Source organism: Prauserella flavalba (assembly GCF_003202235.1).
Taxonomy (GTDB): domain Bacteria; phylum Actinomycetota; class Actinomycetes; order Mycobacteriales; family Pseudonocardiaceae; genus Prauserella_A; species Prauserella_A flavalba.
In genome coordinates this window covers 118796-139194 of record NZ_MASU01000002.1, presented here as the reverse complement: position 1 = coordinate 139194, position 20399 = coordinate 118796, and the positions used below count along the sequence as shown (strand labels likewise).

Annotated in this window: 18 protein-coding genes; 8 read left to right on the top strand and 10 right to left on the bottom strand. The window is 72.0% G+C overall.

All coding sequences use genetic code 11. The features are described from left to right. Positions 1–109: 109 nt before the first annotated feature. Positions 110–991 (bottom strand): LLM class flavin-dependent oxidoreductase, encoded by an 882-nt coding sequence (locus BA062_RS02905; RefSeq protein WP_110334470.1) that lies wholly within the window; start codon positions 989–991, stop codon positions 110–112. 67 nt (positions 992–1058) lie between these two features. On the opposite strand from BA062_RS02905, the gene BA062_RS02900 reads away from it, so the two are divergent. Further along, positions 1059–1874, top strand: a complete 816-nt coding sequence (locus tag BA062_RS02900) for an HAD family hydrolase (RefSeq protein ID WP_110334469.1) — start codon at positions 1059–1061, stop codon at positions 1872–1874. On the opposite strand, the gene BA062_RS02895 is transcribed toward BA062_RS02900, so the two are convergent. Beyond that, positions 1871–3547, bottom strand: a complete 1677-nt coding sequence (locus tag BA062_RS02895) for a hypothetical protein (RefSeq protein WP_110334984.1) — start codon at positions 3545–3547, stop codon at positions 1871–1873. The two genes, BA062_RS02900 and BA062_RS02895, sit on opposite strands and share 4 nt — an antisense overlap. Positions 3548–3625: 78 nt before the next feature. Then, positions 3626–5026, bottom strand: coding sequence for an AMP-binding protein (locus BA062_RS02890; RefSeq protein WP_245959653.1), 1401 nt, complete (start codon positions 5024–5026; stop codon positions 3626–3628). A 154-nt stretch (positions 5027–5180) separates the two neighbouring features. Between BA062_RS02890 and BA062_RS02885 the strand changes: the two genes are divergently transcribed. The 3 genes from BA062_RS02885 to BA062_RS02875 all read left to right on the top strand — a co-directional run bounded on the left by BA062_RS02885 (position 5181) and on the right by BA062_RS02875 (position 11020). Further along, the gene (locus BA062_RS02885; RefSeq protein WP_110334467.1) at positions 5181–6200 is read left to right on the top strand and encodes a DegT/DnrJ/EryC1/StrS family aminotransferase; all 1020 of its coding nucleotides are present in this window, start codon (positions 5181–5183) and stop codon (positions 6198–6200) included. 17 nt (positions 6201–6217) lie between these two features. After that, a complete protein-coding gene (locus BA062_RS02880) occupies positions 6218–9352 on the top strand; it encodes an AfsR/SARP family transcriptional regulator (RefSeq protein WP_110334466.1) in 3135 nt (1044 codons plus the stop codon). 114 nt (positions 9353–9466) lie between these two features. Next, positions 9467–11020: an MFS transporter gene (locus BA062_RS02875; RefSeq protein ID WP_110334465.1), complete on the top strand. Its 1554-nt coding sequence runs from the start codon at positions 9467–9469 to the stop codon at positions 11018–11020. A gap of 75 nt (positions 11021–11095) precedes the next feature. On the opposite strand, the gene BA062_RS02870 is transcribed toward BA062_RS02875, so the two are convergent. Beyond that, the gene (locus tag BA062_RS02870) at positions 11096–11614 is read right to left on the bottom strand and encodes a GNAT family N-acetyltransferase (protein WP_110334464.1); all 519 of its coding nucleotides are present in this window, start codon (positions 11612–11614) and stop codon (positions 11096–11098) included. Positions 11615–11616: 2 nt separating this feature from the next. Then, positions 11617–12612 carry a DUF3558 family protein gene (locus BA062_RS02865; protein WP_245959652.1) on the bottom strand — a complete coding sequence of 332 codons (996 nt, stop codon included), beginning with the start codon at positions 12610–12612 and terminating at the stop codon, positions 11617–11619. 159 nt (positions 12613–12771) lie between these two features. Here BA062_RS02865 and BA062_RS02860 point away from each other — a divergent pair, with 159 nt between their 5' ends. Next, the gene (locus BA062_RS02860) at positions 12772–13530 is read left to right on the top strand and encodes a maleate cis-trans isomerase family protein (RefSeq protein WP_110334462.1); all 759 of its coding nucleotides are present in this window, start codon (positions 12772–12774) and stop codon (positions 13528–13530) included. Here the strand turns inward: BA062_RS02860 and serS are convergent. Continuing rightward, positions 13492–14760 (bottom strand): serine--tRNA ligase, encoded by a 1269-nt coding sequence (gene serS, locus BA062_RS02855; protein ID WP_110334461.1) that lies wholly within the window; start codon positions 14758–14760, stop codon positions 13492–13494. The genes BA062_RS02860 and serS overlap by 39 nt on opposite strands. 97 nt (positions 14761–14857) lie before the next feature. On the opposite strand from serS, the gene BA062_RS40435 reads away from it, so the two are divergent. After that, positions 14858–15721, top strand: coding sequence for an SRPBCC domain-containing protein (locus tag BA062_RS40435; RefSeq protein WP_245959651.1), 864 nt, complete (start codon positions 14858–14860; stop codon positions 15719–15721). Beyond that, positions 15718–16059: an ArsR/SmtB family transcription factor gene (locus BA062_RS02840; protein WP_110334460.1), complete on the top strand. Its 342-nt coding sequence runs from the start codon at positions 15718–15720 to the stop codon at positions 16057–16059. The genes BA062_RS40435 and BA062_RS02840 overlap by 4 nt, the downstream gene beginning before the upstream one ends. A gap of 36 nt (positions 16060–16095) precedes the next feature. Here BA062_RS02840 and BA062_RS02835 read toward each other — a convergent pair whose 3' ends face one another. The 4 genes from BA062_RS02835 to BA062_RS02820 are packed head-to-tail and all read right to left on the bottom strand — an operon-like array spanning position 16096 to position 19266. Next, positions 16096–17004 carry a haloalkane dehalogenase gene (locus BA062_RS02835; RefSeq protein WP_110334459.1) on the bottom strand — a complete coding sequence of 303 codons (909 nt, stop codon included), beginning with the start codon at positions 17002–17004 and terminating at the stop codon, positions 16096–16098. A gap of 17 nt (positions 17005–17021) precedes the next feature. Then, positions 17022–17468: a DUF350 domain-containing protein gene (locus tag BA062_RS02830; RefSeq protein WP_110334458.1), complete on the bottom strand. Its 447-nt coding sequence runs from the start codon at positions 17466–17468 to the stop codon at positions 17022–17024. A gap of 40 nt (positions 17469–17508) precedes the next feature. Further along, positions 17509–18675, bottom strand: a complete 1167-nt coding sequence (locus BA062_RS02825; RefSeq protein WP_110334457.1) for a glutathionylspermidine synthase family protein — start codon at positions 18673–18675, stop codon at positions 17509–17511. Continuing rightward, positions 18676–19266, bottom strand: a complete 591-nt coding sequence (locus tag BA062_RS02820; RefSeq protein WP_110334456.1) for a hypothetical protein — start codon at positions 19264–19266, stop codon at positions 18676–18678. A gap of 88 nt (positions 19267–19354) precedes the next feature. On the opposite strand from BA062_RS02820, the gene BA062_RS02815 reads away from it, so the two are divergent. Next, a complete protein-coding gene (locus BA062_RS02815) occupies positions 19355–20398 on the top strand; it encodes a septum formation family protein (protein ID WP_110334455.1) in 1044 nt (347 codons plus the stop codon). Position 20399: the final 1 nt, after the last annotated feature.

The following is a 20399-nucleotide window of genomic DNA, read 5'->3' as shown; positions in this document are numbered from 1 at the left end:
GGGCCTGCGCATCCCGGCACCCCCGGGTTGCCCATCCCGCGCCATGCGACAGGACCGACGTAGCCGGCCCGCGATCGGTTCCCGGCCTAACGAGACTCACCCGTTCGGGCTAGTGCCCCTGCAACCCGGGGAGCAGTTCGTCGACAACCTCCTCCAGGACGGTCTCCCTGCCCTGGTACGGGGTGCCGCTGCGCGGCCAGTGCACGACGATGTCGGTGAAGCCCAGTTCCTTCGCCCTGCCCGCCGCGTCGGCGAAGGCCTCCTTGCTGGACAGCGAGAACACCGGGGCGGCGTCGAGGCTCAGGTAGCGGTCGACCTGGGCGCCGTCGCGTCCGTGCAGTTGGAGCGCCTCCTCGAACCGCGAGGTCAGCTCGCCGACCCCGTGCCACCACTCGTCCAGCGTGTCGCCGCCCTTGCCGGTGGTGACCCAGCCGTCACCCAGCCGGGCGGCGAGCTCCATCATGCGGGGACCGTTCGCGGCGACGAGGAACGGCGGGCGCGGCCGCTGGACCGGGCCTGGCAGGTTGCGTGCGCCCTTCGCGGCGTAGAACGCGCCGTCGTGGTCGTAGCCGTCGGTGCGCAGGAGCCCGTCGAGCGCCTCGGTGAACTCGATGAACCGGTCGGCCCGCTGGCGGACGGTCAGCTCCGGCTCGCCAAGGACCTGTGTGTCGTAGCCGATGCCGCCCGCGCCGATGCCGAGCAGGAACCGGCCGTCGGAGAGGTCGTCGAGGGTGATCAGCTCACGCATGAAGGGCACAGGATGACGGAAGTTCGGCGACGCGACGAACGTGCCCAGCCGGATACGGGACGTGACCATCGCGGCGGCGCTGAGCGTGGGCACGGCACTGAACCAGGGGCCGTCGACGAGCGTTCTCCAGCCGAGATGGTCGTAGGTCCAAGCGTGGTCGAAGCCGTACTCCTCGGCCGCCCGCCACTTGGGCTCGGCGGCCCACCACCGGTCCTCGGGAAGAATCACAATGCCAACGCGCACGCCAGCACACGCTAGCGGTGGGGTACGACACGCGGGTGCACGGGCATCCCTCTGGGAAACTGGAGGTGTGGAGAGACCCCGGTTGATCGCTTCCGACGTCGACGGCACCCTGCTCTCGAATGCCACCCACCTCAGCGACCGCACGGTGGACGTGGTCGGCAGGGCGGTCGGCGACGGGGTGCCGGTCGTCCTCGTCACGGGGCGCCCGCCGAGGTGGATCCCGCAGGTCGCCGAGCAGGCCGGGCTCACCGGCTACGCCGTGTGCGCGAACGGCGCGATCCTCTACGACATCGGCGCCGACCGGGTGCTCGACGTGCACGGACTGCTCGACCCGGTGCTGCTGAGCGACGTCGCCGACGCACTCGACCGTGCGATCCCCGGCTGCCGGCTCGCCGCCGAGCGCGTCGGCACGCACGCGGTCGACCGCGACATGAAGAACTTCGTGATCGAGACCGACTACCGCAACCCGTGGGGCGACGGCGAGGGCGCGGTCGTGCCCAGGGCCGAGGTGCTCGGGCACGCGGCGGTGAAACTGCTGGTCAGCCACTCGAAGATGACCTCGGACGCGATGGCCGAGGCCGCCAGGTCCGTGCTCGACGGCACCGTTGACGTCACCTTCTCCTCCGGCGGCGGGCTGATCGAGCTGGCCGCGCACGGGATCACCAAGGCCACCGGGCTCGCTGAGGTCGCGCAGCGGCTGCGGGCCGACTCGGACGGCACCATCGCGTTCGGCGACATGCCCAACGACATCGAGATGCTGCGCTGGGCCGGTCACGGCGTCGCGATGGCCAACGCGCATCCCGTGGTGCTTGAGGCCGCCGACGAGGTCACCGCGCCGAACTCTGAGGACGGCGTGGCGCAGGTCCTCGAGCGCTGGTTCTAGCCGCAGCGGACGTACGTGTAGCGCGGGTCGGCGTCGAGCAGGGGCACGAGTACCTCGGCCTGCGGGCGCCGGACGTACAGCGAGATCCATTTCCGCTCGCCCTCCCTACGGAAGGTGGCCACCTCGTAGAGCCCCGCGTAGGCCGGGTTGATGCCGCAGTGCTGCCGGTCGGTGTAGCCCTCCGCCGTGTCGACGGCCACCGAGGGCATCCGGACGTTCACCACGTAGTCGTAGTCGCTGGCGACCTGCCCGCCGATGCCGGCCGCCTGAATGCGCTCGCCCTGGCGCGCGATGTGCTCGTCGGTCAGTCCCAGCACGTCCACCACCACGAGCCGAGGTCCGGCGCGGTAGGACAACGCGCCGTTGGCGTAGGTGCTGACCACGGTGCCCGGCGGGAGCCGCTCGCCGAGCCAGGTGCCGGTCTCGGCGAGCTGCCGGATCGAGGCACGCCAGTCGTGCATGGCACGCACCATCCCCGGATGCGTGGTGCTGACCACGAGCGAGAGCCCGCACACGGCGAGCGCCACGACGGGAACGGTGCGCCGCGCGGTGAGCCGCTCGGTCCTCGGCTGCGGCGACGGCGTGGTGGCGGGGCGGGAGACGAGGAACAGGCCGTACGCGGCGGCCGCGAACACCGTCAGCAGCGGCGGCACGGGTGCGAGCAGGCGCCATGAGGGCAGCCGGTCCCCGCCGACCGCGACGGCGTAGCCCGCGAGCGCCACGGCGATCGCCAGCACCAGCCACGCCAGCGAGCGCGCCCTCGGGAAGCTCCTGCGGCTGAGCAGGAACGCGATCGCGGCGGCCGTCAGCAGCAGGAACACCTGGTAGACGAGGGCGAACCCGGCGAGGTAGTCCCATCCGCGCCGCAGCATCGAGCCGACCGAACCGCCGGAGGACGCGACGAGCGAGTTGGGCAGCAGGTGCCCGTAGTAGGTGACGCGCCACGCGGTCCACGGCACGAGCAGCACGAGCGCCCCCAGGGCGTACCCCGCGGGCGCCCACTTCGTCGTGCCGCTGCGCAGGGCGGTCACCAGCAGCCACACCCCGGCGAGCACGGCGACGACCAGTCCCTCGGGCCTTGTCATCACCGTCAGTGCGACGAGCACCCCGGCGACCACGGGACGGCCCGCGGCGAGTGCGTGCACCACGCACAGCGTGAGCAGCAGGAACAGCGGTGTCTCCAGCCCGGAGGGCCCGTAGCCGGCGAGCGAGCTGGCACCCGCGGTCACCACGGCGGCGGCCACGCCCAGCGCGGGCAGGCCGGGCCCGTCGGGCTGCGCGAGGCGCATGATGCGGTTGACCAGGAAGTACGCGGCGAGCACGCAGCCGAGTGCGCACGCGATGCCGAGCACAGGCGCGGCCGGTTCGACGTCGACGCCGAACATCGCCCTCGGCAGCGCGATCAGCACCATCCACAGGAAGTTGGAGTAGCCCTCGACGCGCTCGCCGGGGTTGAACACGGGGCCGTAGCCGTCGGCGACGTTGCGGGCGTAGCGAAACGTCAGGTAGGCGTCCTCGGCGACCGTCGCGAACAGCAGCTGGTGCACTAGCGCGAACGCGAGGGTGAGCAGGAGCGCGGCCGCCCGCCACGCCCGGTCGGTGTTGACGCGGCTCCAGCCCGCGACGACGAAGATCCCGAGCGCGAGCCAGAGACCTGCAGCGACGGCGACCACCCCGAGCACCCCCAGCCCCAGCCTTTGGACACTTCGGGCAAAGCTAACCCCGTGCGCGCCGCAGGGCTCGCCGGGGTGTCAGAGGCCGCTCTCCAGCACCGCGTAGTCGATCTTGCCGCTCGCCAGCACCGGCATGTGGTCGATGGGGCGGACGTCGAACCCGCTGGCGTGCAGGTGCATCAGGTCGGCCAGCGCCCTCGACACGTCCTGGCACGTTCCGCTCGCGGCGCCCTCCGCGAACAGCACGATCTTGTCGTCGGCGGCGACCGCGGCGACCACCTCGATCCCGGCGCCCGTCCCGCGCACGGCCTGCTCCAGGTCGTCGAGGTTGACGCGGTTGCCGAAGACCTTGCCGATCCGTTTGAGCCTGCCGGTGATGAACAGGAACCGGTCCTCGTCGAGGTAGCCGAGGTCGCCCGTGGCCAGCACGCCGCCGTTCTCGTCGCCGTGGGCGAGCTCGGCCTCGGTGCCCGCGTAGCCCATCATCACGTTGGGTCCCCGGTAGACGACCTCGCCGACGATCTTCGGGTGCGTGGTTTCCTCGCCGTCGTCGCGGCGGACGCTGAAGGAGCCGCCCTCCAGCGCCTGCCCCGCCGAGCCGAGCTTCTCGGGCAGCAGTTCCGGCGGAACGGTCGACATGCGCGGGCCCGCCTCGGTCTGCCCGTACATCACGAAGAGCCTGCCGTCCACGGCGCGCATCGCATCGTGGAAGTGGGTCACCAGCTCGGTCCGCAGCTTGCCGCCCGCCTGGGTCAGGGTGCGCAGGCTCGGGTACGGCGCCGGGTCGAAGTCCATGCTCCGCAGGCGCTCGTAGTGGTAGGGCACGCCGGCCAGTGACGTGACCCGGTGCTCGGACACCGCGTTCCAGAAGGGCTTGCGGAAGACGCCGGACGGCTCGATCACCACCGTCGCCCCGCGCACCAGGTGGGAGTTCAGCACAGAGAGGCCGAAGCTGTAGTGCAGCGGCAGGCTCGTCGGCGCGACGTCGGTGCACTCGATGCCCAGCGTGGCCGCGATCGCCTCGGCGTTGGCGAGCAGCGCGGACCTCGACAGGCGCACGAACTTCGGCTCCCCCGTCGTGCCGCTGGTGGACAGCAGCACGGCCAGGTCCGGGTGCGGCGCGACGCAGTCGCGTGCGTCGCGCACCCAGTGCCCGTCGCGGGCGGTGTAGCCGCGTGGCGGCGGTTCGTCGGGAGCCGAGAGCACCGCGGCGGGGCGGAAGCGGGAGACGTACCGGCCGAGCGCCGCGCCGTCGAGCACGGGGTCGAGCAGTGCGACGGCCCGCCCCGACTCGAACGCGCCGAGGTAGCGCAGGACGCTGTCGAGGTCGACCGCCGTGCGGGAGAACACCGCTCCCTCCGGCAACGCGGCGAGCTCCTCGCCGACACGAGCCACCTCGGCGAGGAGCTCGGGACCGGTCAGTGAACGGTCGCCGGCGACATCGACGAGTCGGGCGCCAGCGCCCAGCAGGCTGGTCACAACACCTCCGTGCGCCGCGCCGCGGGAGAGGAGCGCGGTCGGGTGAATCCGGTTTGCCACGGCAACTCTTCCGTTGGCCCATGACCGAGTTGCTGCTTTCATGGCCGGGCGATCACCTTACCCGTCCCCGCACCGGAGAAAGAAGAAGCACCGCATGATCCCGCTCTCCGTGATCGACCTCCGTGAGGCCGAGCCGTTCGTGGCAGAGGTACTCCGATCGGGTCGGATTTCCCGGGGTCCGATGGTGGAGCGGTTCGAGCGGGACTTCGCCGCTGTGACGGGCACCCGGCACGCCGTCGCCGTGCAGAGCGGCTTCGCGGCGCTGGTCGCGACCCTGGGGGCACTCGATCTCCGGCCCGGCGACGAGGTGCTGACGTCACCGTTGACCTCCGTGGCGACGCTCGACGCGATCATCGAGGCCGGTGCCCGCGCGGGCTTCGCCGACATCGCCCGCGACGACTTCGCGCTCGACCCCGACGAGGCGGGCTGCCGGATCACGCGCCGGACGCGGGTGCTGCTGCCCGCGCACCTCTTCGGCCAGCCCGCCGACCTCGGCAAGCACGGGGCGCTGGCGGCCGAGGCCGGGGTACGCCTGGTCGAGGACGCGGGGCAGGCCACCGGCAGCCCGGCGGGCTCGTCCGGGCTCGCCTGCTTCTCCGCGACCGACTGCGGTGTGGTGACCACCGACGACGCCGAGCTGGCCGGTCGCGTGCGGGACGAGGCACGGCACGCGACGCTGTCGGAGCTGTCCGCGGCGGTGTGCCTCGGCAGACTGATGCGGCACACGACACGCACCGACGCCCGGCAGCGCAACGCCGAACGGCTCACCGACGGCCTCCGCGGCACCCCCGGCCTCGACGTGCCGAAGCGGCTGCCCGGCAGGGAGCACGTCTGGCAGCGCTACACCGTGCTGATCGGTCCGCACGCGATGCTCTCGCGCGACGAGCTGGCCGAGGCGCTCACCGGGCGGGGCATCGCCAACGCCGTCTGCCATCCCCGCCTCGTCTTCGACCACGACCGCTACGCGGGGCTGGTGCCCTCGGTGTCCCCTCGCGACTTCCGTGTCGCGTCGCAGGTCACCGAGGAGGCGCTGGCCCTGCCCGTGCACGCCGAGCTCACCGACACCGAGCTGGACACGATCATCGAGGTCGTCCGGGACGAACTCGGCGCGTAAAGCGGGATACTCGGCGTATGCGCTTCGGCATCCTGGGTCCGCTCGACGTGCGTGGTCCCGGTGCTGTCCCGGTCCCGGTCGGCGGCCCGAAGGTCCGTGCCCTGCTGGGCCTGCTGCTGCTCGACCCCGGCCGCGTGGTCGGCACGGAGCGGCTGGTCGACGGCATCTACGGCGAGTCGCCGCCCCCGAACACCGCCAACGCGCTGCAGTCGCAGGTCTCCCGCCTGCGGCAGGCGCTGCCCGGCCTGGTCGAACGCCACCCCGGCGGCTACCGCCTCGCGGTGGAGCCCGACGACGTGGACGCGGCGAGGTTCGAGCGGCTGGCGCGCGAGGGCGGCGCCGCGCTCGCCGCCGACGAGCACGCCGCCGCCGGGAAGCTGCTGCGTGAGGCGCTCGCGTTGTGGCGGGGCCCGGTGTTCGCCGACCTGCCCCTGCTTGCCGAGGGACCGGCCGCGCGCCTCGCCGAGCTGCGGCTGACCGCCGTGGAGGATCGGATCGAGGCCGAGCTGGCGCTGGGCGATCCCGCGCCGCTGGTGACCGAGCTGCGCGGGCTCGTGGCCGAGCACCCGCTGCGGGAACGGCTGCGGGTGCTGCTCGTGCACGCGCTGCACGCCGCGGGCAGGCGGCCGGAGGCGCTCGCCGCGTTCGACGACGCCCGCCGTCACCTCGCCGACGAGCTCGGCGTCGACCCCTCTCCGGAGCTGGCACAGGCGCACCTCGCCGTGTTGCGCGCCGAGCAGCCCCCGCTGCCGAGGCGGATCGGGGTGCCAGAGCCGTTCACGAGCTTCGTCGGCCGCACGGCGGAGCTCGACCGGCTCACCGGCCTGTTCGGCGACTCGCGGCTGGTCACCCTCACCGGCCCCGGCGGAACCGGCAAGACGCGGCTCGCGATCGAGGCGGCCCGCGCCTACCGGGGCGAGGTCTGCTTCGTCGAGCTGGCTCCGCTCGACGACGGTGACGACCCCGCGCAGGCCGTGCTCGACGCGCTCGGTCTGCGCCAGGCCGCGATCGCGACGCGCCTGCGTGGCAGCAGCCCGGCCGCCGAGCGGCTGGTCAACGCGCTGGCCGAGCGGGAGCTGCTGCTCGTGCTCGACAACTGCGAGCACCTGGTCGAGGCGGCCGCGGGGCTCGCCGGTGAGCTGCTCCGGGGCTGCCCGGACCTGCGGATACTCGCCACGAGCAGGGAGGCGCTCGGCATCACGGGAGAGACGCTGTGCCCGGTGCCGCAGCTGGCGTTGCCGCCGCCGGACGCAGCGGCCGCCGACGCGCTCGGGTACCCGGCGGTGCGGCTGTTCGCCGAGCGGGCGGCGGCGGTCTCCCCCGGCTTCGCCGTCGACGCCGAGCGGGCGGGCGCCGTGGTGCACATCTGCCGCGCGCTCGACGGCCTGCCGCTGGCGATCGAGCTGGCGGCGGCGCGGGTGCGGTCGCTGCCGGTCGAGGAGGTCGCGGCGCGGCTGGACGACCGGTTCCGCCTGCTGTCGCGGGGCAGCAGGGCGGCGGCGCCCCGGCACCGCACGTTGCGCGCGGTGGTGGAGTGGAGCTGGGACCTGCTCGACGACGAGGAACGGGCGCTGGCCCGGCGGCTGACGGTCTTCTCCGGCGCGGCGACGATCGAGGCCGTTGAACAGGTGTGCGGCCTGGATCCCGCCGAGGTGCCCGAGGTGCTGAGCAGCCTCGCCGAGAAGTCACTGGTGGAACTGGGCGCCGACGGGCGCTACCGCATGCTGGAGACGGTGCGCGCGTTCGGCGCCGAGCGGCTGGCCGAGGCCGGCGAGCGGGACCGCCTGCACCATGCGCACGCGACCTACTTCCTCGCCTTGGCCGCCGAGGCGGGCAGGCACCTGCTGACCGCGGCGCAGCTGGGGTGGCTGCGCAGGCTGGACGACGAGCACGACGACCTGCACGCCGCGGTGCGCTGGACCACCCGCGCCGACACCGCCACGGCACTGCGGCTGCTCGCCGAACTGCTGCCGTACTTCTGGCTGCGGGGGCGGCGGGCCGAGGCGACGGCGCTGGCGGGCGAGCTGCTCGGCGTGCTCGAACCGGGGTCGCCCGCCGGGCTGGCCGAGGAGTACGCGCTGTGCGTGTTCGCGGCCGCGTTCGACGACCCAGGTGCTCCGGGCCTTGCCGAACACCAGCAGGCGGTCTTCGCCACCTTCGACCAGATCGGCAAGCCGCCGAGACATCCGTTTCTGCTGGTGCTATGGGGCGCGGCGAACGGCATCCCGCACCAGGACACCATCGACCACAAGCTGCGGCTGAGTATCTTCCGCTCCGCCGACGGCTGGAGCCAGGCGCTCGACCGGTTCGGCTGGGGCATGCTGCTGCTCTACTCGGGACAGGCCGAGCAGGCCCGGCGCGACTTCGCGACGGCGCGGGAGCAGTTCGGCGCGCTCGGCGAGCGCTGGGGTCAGGCGCTCGTGCTCAACGAGCTCGCCAGGCTCACCGGGTGGCAGGGCGAGCACGAGGAGGCGGTGCGGCTGTTCGGCGAGGCGTTGGAGCTGGCCGGTCAGCTCGACGCGCTGGAGGACCGCGGCGAGATGCTGTGCCTGCGGGCGGAGGCGCGGTTGCGGGCGGGCTCGCTGGAGTCGGCCGAGGCGGACTTCACCGACGCGGCGCTGCTGGGCCGCAGGCTCGGCACGCGCGAGATCACAGCGTCGGCGTGGCGCGGGCTCGGTGACGTGGCGCGGCTTTCCGGCGACCTGGTGAAGGCCGAACACTTCGGCGAGCAGGCGCTGGCGGAGTGCCCGAGCGGCCTGTTCGGCTACGACGAGGTGCGGGCCTACGTGACCGTGACGCTGGGCCGGATCGCCGAGGTGAAGGGCGACGGCGAGGGTGCGCGCGACCGCTACCGCGAGGCCGCGCTCTCCGGTCTCGGCCGCGCCGACCTGCTGGTGACGGCGCTGGCGATCGAGGGGCTCGCGGGGGTCGCGCTCCTGGACGGCGAGGCCGAGGCGGCGGCCAGGCTGCTCGGCGCGGGAGCGGCCGTGCGCGGCACCGCGATGGTGGGCGATCCCGACGTGGCGCGGGTGGCGGCGGGTGCGAGCGCGGTGCTCGGGGAGGCCGCCTACGCGGCCGCGTACGCCGAGGGCGAGGCGCTGACCAAGGACGACGCGCTGAGGCTCGCGGGGCTGGCCCCGCCCGCTCCCTGACCCAGGTCCGGGTGAGCAAGGGAGCTTTACTGCCGTAAAACGAGAGCAAAGCTCCCTTGCTCACCGTCAGCGTTCGGTGCGGGAACGGTCAGCGAGGGTCCGCACGCTGGCGGCATGAAGGAGATCTCCGCGAAAGCGGGTGCCCGCGAGTGGCTCGGCCTCGGGGTGCTGCTGCTACCGAGCCTGCTGGTGTCGATGGACCTGTCGGTGCTGTTCTTCGCACTGCCGTTCCTGTCGGCCGACCTCGAACCGACCAGTGCGCAACAGCTGTGGATCGTCGACATCTACGGCTTCCTGCTCGCCGGGCTGCTCATCACGATGGGTTCGCTCGGCGACCGGATCGGGCGCCGCAGGCTGCTGCTGATCGGCGCGCTCGCGTTCGGCTCGGCGTCGGTGCTGTCGGCCTACGCGCCCAACCCGGAGCTGTTGATCGCCGCCCGCGCGCTCCTCGGCGTCGGCGGCGCGACCCTGGCACCGTCCACTCTGTCCCTGATCCGCAACATGTTCCACGACGCCAAGCAGCGGACGCTGGCGATCTCACTGTGGACGGCCGGTTTCGCTGGCGGCGGCGTGCTCGGTCCGATCCTGGGCGGCTTCCTGCTCGAGCATTTCTGGTGGGGCTCGGTGTTCCTCATCAACGTGCCCGCGATGGTGCTGCTGCTCGTGCTGGGGCCGATCCTGCTGCCCGAGTACCGGCACCACCAGCCGGGGAAGTTCGACCTGCTGAGCGCGGTGCTGTCGCTGGCGACCGTGCTGCCGGTGATCAACGGGGTCAAGCGCATCGCCGAGCACGGTGCCGACTGGGTCGCCGCGGTGTCCATTGTGGCCGGTCTGCTCGTCGGCGTGCTGTTCGTGCTGCGGCAGCGGCGGATCGAGCACCCGATGATCGACGTGAGCCTGTTCCAGCGCAAGGAGTTCGGCGCGGCGATCGTCACCGCGCTGTTCGCGATCTTCTCCGTGATGGGGCTCAGCATGGTGGCGGCGCAGTACCTCCAGGTGGTGCTCGGCATGCGGCCGCTGGAGGCCGCGCTGTGGACCGCCCCGAGCTTCGGCGGCATGATCATCGGCACGACGCTCGCCGCCGTGCTCGTGCGCTTCGTCCGGCCAGGCGTGATCATCCCCGTGGGTCTGCTGGTGGCCGCGGGCGGGTTCGCGCTGGTGACCCAGACCGGCGTGGAGTCGGGGCTCGCGACGATCGTGCTCGGCGCCGGGCTGATCGCGGCGGGTGTCGGCTCCGTGGCCGCGCTGGCGACGGATCTCGTGGTGGCGAGCGCGCCACCGGAGCGGGCGGGCAGCGCGTCGGCGATGTCGGAGACGGGCACGGAGTTCGGCGGTGCGCTCGGGCTCGCCGTGCTGGGGAGCGTGGGCGTGGCGGCCTACCGCGCGGAGTTCGCGGACACCGCGCCGCAGGGCCTGCCGCCGGAGGTGGCCGACGCGGCGCAGGACACCCTCGGCGGCGCGGTCGCCGTCGCGGGGCAGCTGCCCGGCGAAGAGGGCGCGCGGCTGGTGGACACCGCGCACCAGGCGTTCGTCTCGGGCATGCACACCACGTCGATCATCGGCGCCCTCATCCTCGCCGGGGTCGCGCTGTTCGCGGCCGTGCTGCTGCGCCACGTCCCCCCGACCTCCGCCAAACCGGAGCCGGCGAGCGACCACGTGGCCGCCTAGCTACATGCAGTGAAGGCCACCTTGCCTGCGTTGAACGCAGGCAAGGTGGCCTTCACTGCGGTCGGTCGGGTCGGGTTATAGGTCGCGGAAGGGCTTGGCGTAGCGAAACTCGCCGCGCAGCGTGGGGTCGTAGGCACCGAGCGGGCGGACCTGGAAGTGCGCGCCCCACGCCGGGTCGGGAGCACGCACGCCGAGCTCGGTGCCAGGGCGGAAGCCGAAGCGCGGGTAGTAGCCGGTGTGGCCGAGCAGCGCCACGAGCGGCTCGCCCAGCGCGTCGGCCGCACCGAGCACGGCGTGCATCAACGCCGACCCGGCGCCCTTCGCCTGATGCCCTGGCAGCACGCCGAGTGGTCCGAGGCCGAGCGCGGGGCGCCCCGCGACCCACGCCCTCGTGCACACGACGTGCCCGATCACCTCGCCGTCATCGGTCGCGACCAGCGACAGCGACGGCAGCCACTCGGTGGACGCCCGCAGCGCGTCGACCAGCCCTGCCTCCACCGGCTCGGCGTCCCCTTCGGTCGTCGGGGCGAACGCGGCAACGTGCACGGCCCGGATGGCGTCGACGTCGGCGGGGGTCTCGCGGCGGATCAGCACCGTCAGCTCGCCGGGAGGTTGCCCGTGACCAGCGGAATCGCCGCCCGCACCTGGTCGCACGCCTTCTTCGGATCGTCGAGGTTGCCGCTGGTGAGCATCACCGACGACGTCTCGGTGAAGCTGAGCGTCGCCTGGCAGTTGACCTCCATGCCGCCGGGACCGGGGAAAAGGGTCCACGTCCTGCCGCCCGCCTCGATGGACTCGCCCTGCTGGTCGGCGTACGGCCACTCCTGTGCGGGCCGGTCGCCCGCGTACAGGTCGAGCGCCTTGACGCCCTGCTCGCCGTCGGTGTCCTGCCACTGACATCCCGGCGGGATGCCGTCCTGTTCGGAGCCGTCCAGCGGCTCGGCCGCCCCGCTGAAACCGAGCTGCTCGGCCTGCTCGGGCTTGAGCAGCGTGCACGCGTCCACCGAGGCGAGCGGGCTCGGCTCCGGCTCCCGCGAGGGCGTCGGCTCGGGTGCGGGCTCGCCGCCCGGCAGGTGCGCCGACACGTACGGCGCGGCGGCCTCGGCCATCACGCACGCCTTGGACTCGTCGCTGAAGTCGCTGGTGCTCAGCACCACGAAGGAGGTCTCGGAGATCTCCGTCGCGAGCAGGCACACCGAGCCGCCGGTGACCGGGTCCGGGTAGTGGCCCCACTCCAGCCCGCCGATCTCCAGCGTGCGCTCCGGCTCGACGCCGTCCATGTAGTCGACCAGCGGGATCGCCGTCTCGAAGCCGGCCGTCAGCGAGTCCAGATCGGACATCGGATCGGCCTGAGCCCAGGTGCACGACGGCGGCATCAGCTGGGCGGGCTCGCCCGGCGTGAACTCGCCCTCCTCCACCAGGCCCAGCGCGGTCGACTCCTCCGGTGTCAGCAGCGAGCACGGCTCCCCTGCCGCGGCCTTGTCCTCGCTCGTCGGCGGGTTCGCCAGGGGCTGCGCCGTCCCGCCGACCGTCGTGGCACACGAGCTGAGCAGGACCCCCGCCGCCAGCAGGACCAGGGCCTTCGCACGCAAGATCGGTTCCCCCGTTCGACCGCGGCTTTGTTGCCGCCCGATTAACGCGTGTCAGCGTAATCAAGCCGTTCGCGGCGTGCGGGTTACATCGCATTTCCCGCCGGTGAAGCTTCGCCACAGGCGGCCTTCGCGCCCGCGCGCGGAACCTACCTTGGGTCCGTGATCGAGGAATCCGAGGTGGCCCGGCTGCCGGAACCGACGGGGATCGGGCTGGTGGCCCCGTTCGACTTCGCGCTGGACCGGGAGCTGTGGCGCTGGCTTCCCGACCACGTCGGCCTGCACACCACGCGCCTGCCGTACCTGCCGGAGCCGGTGACCGTGCAGCTCGCCTCCGCGCTCGGCAACCCGCACGGAGTCCGCAGGGCGACCAGGGATGTACTGGCGCCGGAGCCCAGGGCCGTGGCCTACGCGTGCACCTCGGGCAGCTTCGTCGACGGTGCGGCGGGTGAGGCCGCGCTCGTCGCGGCGATGCTCGACGCGGGCGCTCCCTCGGCCGTCACCACCTCCGGCGCGCTCGTCGCGGCACTGGAGCAACTGCGCGTGCGCAAGGTCGCCGTGATCACGCCCTATGTGGACGATGTGACCGGGCGACTGCTCGACTACCTCGCCGAGTTCGGCTACTCGACGTGCGCGAGCTTCGGGCTCGGCCTGCTCGGCGACATCTGGAAGATGTCCTATTCGGACGTTCTGCGGGCGGTGGCCGGAGTGGATCCGACCGGTGCCGACGCGCTGTTCGTCAGCTGCACCAACGTGCCGACCTACGACCTGATCGAGCCGCTGGAGCGCCACCTCGGCATCCCGGTGCTGACGGCGAACCAGGTGACCATGTGGGCAGCGCTGCGCGCCGCCAGGGTCACCGGGTTCGCCGCCCCCGGCAGGCTATTCGCCGGGCGGGACGAGGACGTCCCTGCCGCCTAGGAACGGCCGCAGCGCCTCGGGCACCCGCACCGAACCGTCCTCGAGCTGGTGGTTCTCCAGGATCGCCACCATCCACCGCGTGGTGGCGAGCGTGCCGTTGAGCGTGGCAGCGGTCTGCGGGCGGCCGTTCGCGTCGCGGTAGCGCACGCCGAGCCGCCTCGCCTGGAACGTCGTGCAGTTCGACGTGGAGGTCAGCTCCCGGTAGGTCTGCTGGGTGGGCACCCACGCCTCGCAGTCGTACTTGCGCGCGGCGCTCGTGCCGAGGTCACCGGCCGCGGTGTCGATCACCCGGTACGGCACCTCGATCTTGGCGAGCATCTCCTCTTCCCACGCGAGCAGGCGCTCGTGCTCGTGCTCGGCCTCCTCGGGACGGCAGAAGACGAACATCTCGATCTTGTCGAACTGGTGCACGCGGATGATGCCGCGCGTGTCCTTGCCGTACGAGCCCGCCTCGCGCCGGAAGCACGTCGACCAGCCCGCGTAGCGGCGCGGGCCCTTGGTGAGGTCGATGATCTCGTCGGAGTGGTAGCCGGCGAGCGGCACCTCCGACGTGCCGACCAGGTAGAGGTCGTCCTCCTCGAGCCGGTAGACCTCCGACGAGTGCGCGCCGAGGAAACCGGTGCCCGCCATGATCTCCGGCCGCACGAGCACGGGCGGGATCATGAGCTGGAAGCCGTTGGCGGTGGCCTGCGCGGCGGCCATGTTGAGCAGCGCGAGCTGCAGCTGGGCGCCGAGGCCGGTGAGGAAGTAGAACCGCGCGCCCGACACCTTGGCGCCGCGCTCGGTGTCGATCGCGCCGAGCCGCTCGCCGAGGTCGAGGTGGTCGCGCGGGGTGAAGTCGAACTCCCTCGGCGTGCCGACGTGCTTGAGCACGACGTAGTCGTCCTCACCGCCCTCGGGCACGCCGGGCAGCACGAGGTTGGGCAGGCGCCGGTGCAGTTCGTCGAACTCGCCGCTCGCGCGCGTCTGCTCGGCCTCGGCGGCCTTGACCTTCGCGGCCAGCTCCTTGCCCTTGGCGAGCAGGGCCTCGCGCTCGTCGCCCTTCGCCTTGCCGATCTGCTTGCCGAGCTGCTTCTGCTCGGCGCGGAGCTGGTCGGCGGTGGCGATGGAGGACCTGCGCTCGGCGTCGAGGGAGAGCAGCTTGTCGACGGTGCCCTCGTCTTCGCCGCGGGCGCGCTGCGAGGCGCGCACCACGTCCGGGTCTTCGCGCAGAGTCCTGGGGTCAATCACGGTGACGAGGGTAGTCGGCCCACAACTGCAACCGACGGGTTGCACTATCCTGGGTCGTCGTGCAACCCTGTGGTTGCACCTACGAGGGAGGACTCCCATGAACCCGGACCGCATCGAACGCGACGTCCTGATCGCCGCCCCGCGCGAGCGCGTGTGGGCGCACCTGACCGGCTTCTTCTGGGTCGCCGACGAGGGCAGGGACGTCGAACCGCGCACCGGCGAGACGTTCGTCGCCCGAAGCAAGGAGTGGGGCGACTTCCCCATTCGCATCGAACGGGCAGAGCCGCACCACTTCCTCGCCTACCGCTGGGCCAGCGCGTTCCCCGGAGCGGAGCCCGAGGACGGCAACTCGACGCTCGTGGAGTTCACGCTCACCGAGGAGGCGGGCGGCACACGGCTCGTCGTGGTGGAGACCGGCTTCGCGTCGCTGCCGGAGGCGCACCGGCGCAAGGCGTTCGAGGACAACGACGGCGGCTGGGCGGCCCAGCTGGGCGTGCTGCGTGAGCGCGTGCAGGCCGGTGGCTCCGTGCCGCTCGACCGGGTCGAGCGCGAGATCGTGATCGCGGCGCCCGTCGACCGGGTGTGGGCGTCCCTGACCGCGCCGGAGTTCTGGCTCGGGGAGGCCGACCCCACGGGCTTCGCGATCGCCGAGGGCGCGCTGGTCGTCGGCGAGCACCCCGGGTACGGGTCGATCCCGCACCGGTTCGTGCGCGTGGACCCGCCGCGCTACCTCTCCTACCGGTGGGCGAACCGGTTCCCGTCGACCGAGCCGAACCCGGACAACTCGACGCTCGTGGAGTTCACGCTCGTCGCCGACGGCGACGGGACACGGCTACGGATGGTGGAGAGCGGGTTCGCCACACTTGCCCTGCCCGAGCATGAGCTGCTGACCGCCGCCGAGGACAACGGAGGAGCGTGGGACGAGGTGCTGGACGAGCTGAAGAACTCCACCGAGGAATGAGCGAGACCGGCGTCGACGCGGTGCTCGGCGCGCTGGCCGACCCCACACGGCGCGCGCTGCTCGACGCACTCGCCGCACGAGGGCAGGCCAGCGCGTCGGCGCTCGCGGCCGACCTGCCCGTCTCCCGGCAGGCGATCGTCAAGCACCTGGCGATCCTGGAGGAGGCAGGGCTTGTGTCGTCGGCGCGGGCGGGGCGCGAGGTGCGCTACACGCTCCGTTCCCAGGCGCTCGACGCCACCGCGCGCTGGATGGCCTCGCTCGCAGGCGAATGGGACCGCAGACTGAACGCCATCAAACGCGCTGCCGAAGCCGACGACGACCCGCCCCGACCGCAGTGAAGGCCACCTTCACTGCGGGAGGCGAGTGGGCGGGGACTAGCGGCTGCGCACCAGGTCGATCACCGCGGCGGCGAGCTGGTTGGCGCCGTCCTCCTGGAGGAAGTGGCCCGCGCCCGTGATGGTCGGGTGCTCCCGGCCCTCGGCTCCCGGCATCCGCCGCTCCAGAATCGGCCGCATGCCCGCCGTGATCGGGTCGCCGTCGGAGAAGGCGCACACGAACGGCAGGTCCAGCTTCGTCAGGTTCTCCCACGCGGCCCGGTTGGCCTCGGTCGCCGGGTCGTCGGGGCTGGTCGGCACGAGCCCCGGCATGGCCCTCGGCCCCGCCTTGTACATCTCGTTGGGGAACGGGGCGTCGTAGGCGTCGCGCTCGGCGTCGGTGAGCTTCGTCCGGCAGCCCGACTGCACGAACCGCGCGATGTCGAGCACCTGCGCCTTCTGCACCGCGTCGTGGAACGCCCACCACACGGCCGGCATGTCGTGGTCGCCGGTGGGCAGCCCGGTGTTGGCGGCCACGACGCCGGCGAAGCGGCCGGGGTTCTCCGCTACCAGCCGCAACCCGATCAGCCCGCCCCAGTCCTGACCGACGAGCGTCACGTCCCGCAGGTCGAGCGCGTCGAACGCGAACGCCCGCATCCACTCGACGTGGTTGGCGTAGGTGTGGTCGGTGAGGTCGGCGGGCTTGTCGGAGCGGCCGAAGCCCACGAGGTCCGGCGCGATCGCCCGCAGTCCCGCGTCCGCCAGCAGGGGCAGCATCTTCCGGTACAGGAACGACCAGCTTGGTTCACCGTGCAGGAGCAGCACGACGGGTCCGTCGGGCGGTCCGGCCTCGACGTAGCCGACGCGGACGATCCCGTGCACCGGGTTGTCCACGTCGGCGTAGAGGGCCGGGTAGTCGAAGTCGGGCAGGTCGGCGAATCGGTCTTCGGGCGTTCGCAGTAACCGCACGACGTCAACCGTAGTGGTTACGAGATGGCGACGGCTACCACGAGACCGAGGGCCACGTGGGCGGCCGCGACCACGAAGCTGGCGGGCGCGAACTTGTCGCTCTCCACCGTGGAGCGCACGTCGATGCGGGTGACCCACTCCAGCAGGCGCACGGCGACGACCTGGGCGACGATGCCGATCAGGCCGTAGACCAGCGAGGTGATCAGCCCCTCCGCGAGATCGCTGGACGACGTCCAGATGGCGATCACGATGATGAACGCCATCGACACCAGGCCCGAGGCGGTGATGATCACCGCGTTCGGCAGGCCGCGCCGCACCAGCTCCGACAGCTTGCCGGGCGTGGTGAAGTCGATCGCGTAGAACCCGAGGAGCATCAGCAGCAGGCCGACGACCGCGTAGAGCGCGATCGCGCCGATGCCCCTGGCCAGGTCGGAACCGAACGTGTCGGACAGCGCTACAAGCACGGAAGTTCTCCCAGATTGGCTGATCGTTTCGCGTGGTTTATCACGACTCGGGGATGCGGTGGGGGACGAACGCGGCGCCGTCGTCGGTGACGAGCCCCGCGGTCTCCCTGATGCCCAGCCCTGCGGCCTCGTCGCCGACGATCCACGCGCCGAGCGCGGGCCGGAAGCCGTCGAAGTCGGGCAGCGGATCGAACGCCTGGTAGACGTAGCCCTCCGCGCCGTAGACGCCGCCCGTCTGCGTCTCGTAGCCGGGCGCGACGATCTGCACGTTCGCGCCCTCGCGGCCGAGCTTCGGCTTGCGGACGTACTCGGTGAGCAGGCCGGGCTGGTCGTTGAACGCGGGCAGCAGGTTCGGGTGGCCGGGGTAGTTCTCCCAGAGCAGGCCGAGGATCGCCTTGTTGGAGAGCAGCATCTTCCACAGCGGCTCCACCCAGAGCGTCTGCGGCAGCGACTCGACCGCGTAGCGGCCGAACTCCTCCTCGACCACCCATTCCCAGGGGTAGAGCTTCACGACCGTGCTCATCGGCGCCTCTTCGAGGTCGACGAACCGCTTGAGCAGCGGGTCCCAGCCGATCTCCTCGATCGCCAGCCCCACGGTGTCGAGCCCGGCCTCCGCGGCGGTCTCCTGCAGGTACGACGTGGTGATGTGGTCCTCACCGGTCGAGTCGGCGCTCGACCACGTGAAGTGCAGCTCCTTCGACGGCAGCGCGTCGCCGATCTGGGCCCAGCGCTCGACGAGGCGCTCGTGGATGGAGTTCCACTGGTCGTCGTCGGGGAACACGTCGGTCTTCCAATGCCACTGCAGCACCGCGGCCTCGAGCAGCGACGTGGGGGTGTCGGCGTTGTACTCCAGCAGCTTGGCGGGGCTGCGGCCGTCGTAGCGCAGGTCGAAGCGGCCGTAGACGTGCGGGTCGCGGCGCTTCCACGACTCGGCGATGTGCGGCCACACCCACTCCGGCAGGCCGAACTCGGCGTAGCGCTCGGTCAGCACCACGTGGTCGACGGCCTCGAGGCACATCGAGTGCAGCAGCTCCACGTCGGCCTCGACGGAGAGGACCTCGTCCATCGGCAGCACGTAGTGCACCGACTCGTCCCAGTAGGGCCGTTCCTGGCCGGAGCCGTAGCGCGCGGGCGTGCCGTAGACCAGCCCCTGCTCCTCGACGATGCGTTTCCAGTCGGTCCGAGCGGGGCGGGACTCCCTGTGCACTTACGAGCCTCCGCTCTTGCCGAAACCGCCGCTGCTGATGCCGAAGCCGCCGCGCTGGACCGTCTTGCCGGACTTGGTGCTGATGTCGGCGTTGGCCGGCTTGGTGTAGGAGCCGCCCGAGACCGTGCCGCCGACCGTGCCCGTGCCGCCGTAGTTGTAGCGGTACTGCTGGTAGCCGCCACCCGGCAGGGGAAGGAACATGAACCCGCCGCTGTAGTAGCCGCCGTGGCTGGTGACGTAGTCCTCGTCGCAGTAGTCGTCGTTCTCGACGATCGTGCCGTCGTCGGTGGTGCACACGGCCGTGACCTGCTCCGGCGCGGCCACGAGGTACCAGCCCGCGACGAGCCCGACCAATCCGACGGTGACGCCGCTGCCGATCAGCACCTTGCGCCTGGTCTCGGCCTTGCGGTCGGCCTCCGCCCTCGCCTGTTCCGCCTCGGCCCTGCGCTGCTCCTCCTCGGCGATGGCCTTGCGCCGGGCACGCTGTTCGGCCAGCGTGGGCTCCCTCGGCTTGGTGCTCTCGGCGTCCTGGAACCGCATGGAGCCACGCCGGGGTGGCTGCTCCTCGTTGGAGGGGTTGTCATCCGTCATCGAGCACTCCGTAAACCGCGGGGCCTGCGCTACCTCACCCTATCGACACCCGGGCACGCACCGGTGCGAACAGGCATCATGGGTACCGATGTCCGACGAGCCCAACCGGTTCCCACTGAGCAGACCGGCCGTGCGCACCAGGGTGCTCATGGCCGGCGTGTTCGTCGGCGCCATCGTCGCCATGTCGCTGAGCTGGGTCTTCTCCTGGGGAGTCGAGACCGAGGCCGACCGCGTGCAGGCGGCGGAGGAGGCCGCGGTGACGGCACGCAGGGAGGCGTTCAGCTCCCCGCCGGGCAGCTGCCTCACGTGGACCAAGCCCGACGCGAGCGACGTGAAAAAGGTCGGCTGCGCCCAGGAGCACCTCTTCGAGGTCGCCGGTGTGGTGGATATCTCGGCGCAGTACCCGAAGGACGCCCGCCCGCCGAATGCCGACGCCTGGCAGACCATCGCCGAGCAGCGGTGCGGGCAGAGCGTGCGCGACTACCTCGACAAGCCGCTCGACCCGTTCGGCAAGCTCTCGCTCGGCGTGCTGCGGCCGGACGAGCAGCAGTGGACCCAGGGCGAGCGGAAGCTGCACTGCGGCATCCAGTGGGTGTCCCCCGGCGGCGAGCTTCAGCCGCTCAAGGGCAAGGCCAAGGACGAGAACCAGTCGAACGTCTGGGAGCCGGGCACGTGCCTCGCGCTCGTCAACAAGACCGTGGGTGACCCGGTCGACTGCACCAAGGAGCACTCGTACGAGATCGTCGGCCTGGTGAACCTCGCCAACCACTTCGAGGCGTTCCCCTCTGCCGACGAGCAGGAGAAGTGGCTCGACACCGAGTGCAACCGCATCGTCGGCGAGTACACCGGCGGAGCCAACCTCCGCGACAAGGGCCTCATCCTCGGTTGGGACCTGCGGGAGAAGGAGAGCTGGGACGCCGGCTCCACGCTGGTGAACTGCAAGGTCGGCGCGAAGCTCGAGGACAACAGCGGGCTGGCTCCGGTGCGGGGCAGCGTCGCCAAGGACGCGCCTCCGCCGCCGACCACCGAGCAGAAGCCGAGGCAGGGCGAGTCGAACAAGCAGAACGACCAGCAGAACCGGCAGCAGGAGCAGGAACAGCAGGGCGGCTCCGAACAGGGCAACGGGGGCTGAG

Excerpts from the sequence above, each read along its gene's own strand:
- BA062_RS02885 (WP_110334467.1), top strand. The coding sequence starts at position 5,181 with ATGATCCCGCTCTCCGTGATCGACCTCCGTGAGGCCGAGCCGTTCGTG.
- BA062_RS02880 (WP_110334466.1), top strand. The coding sequence starts at position 6,218 with ATGCGCTTCGGCATCCTGGGTCCGCTCGACGTGCGTGGTCCCGGTGCT.
- BA062_RS02875 (WP_110334465.1), top strand. The coding sequence starts at position 9,467 with ATGAAGGAGATCTCCGCGAAAGCGGGTGCCCGCGAGTGGCTCGGCCTC.
- BA062_RS40435 (WP_245959651.1), top strand. The coding sequence starts at position 14,858 with ATGAACCCGGACCGCATCGAACGCGACGTCCTGATCGCCGCCCCGCGC.
- BA062_RS02840 (WP_110334460.1), top strand. The coding sequence starts at position 15,718 with ATGAGCGAGACCGGCGTCGACGCGGTGCTCGGCGCGCTGGCCGACCCC.
- BA062_RS02820 (WP_110334456.1), bottom strand. The coding sequence starts at position 19,266 with ATGACGGATGACAACCCCTCCAACGAGGAGCAGCCACCCCGGCGTGGC.
- BA062_RS02815 (WP_110334455.1), top strand. The coding sequence starts at position 19,355 with ATGTCCGACGAGCCCAACCGGTTCCCACTGAGCAGACCGGCCGTGCGC.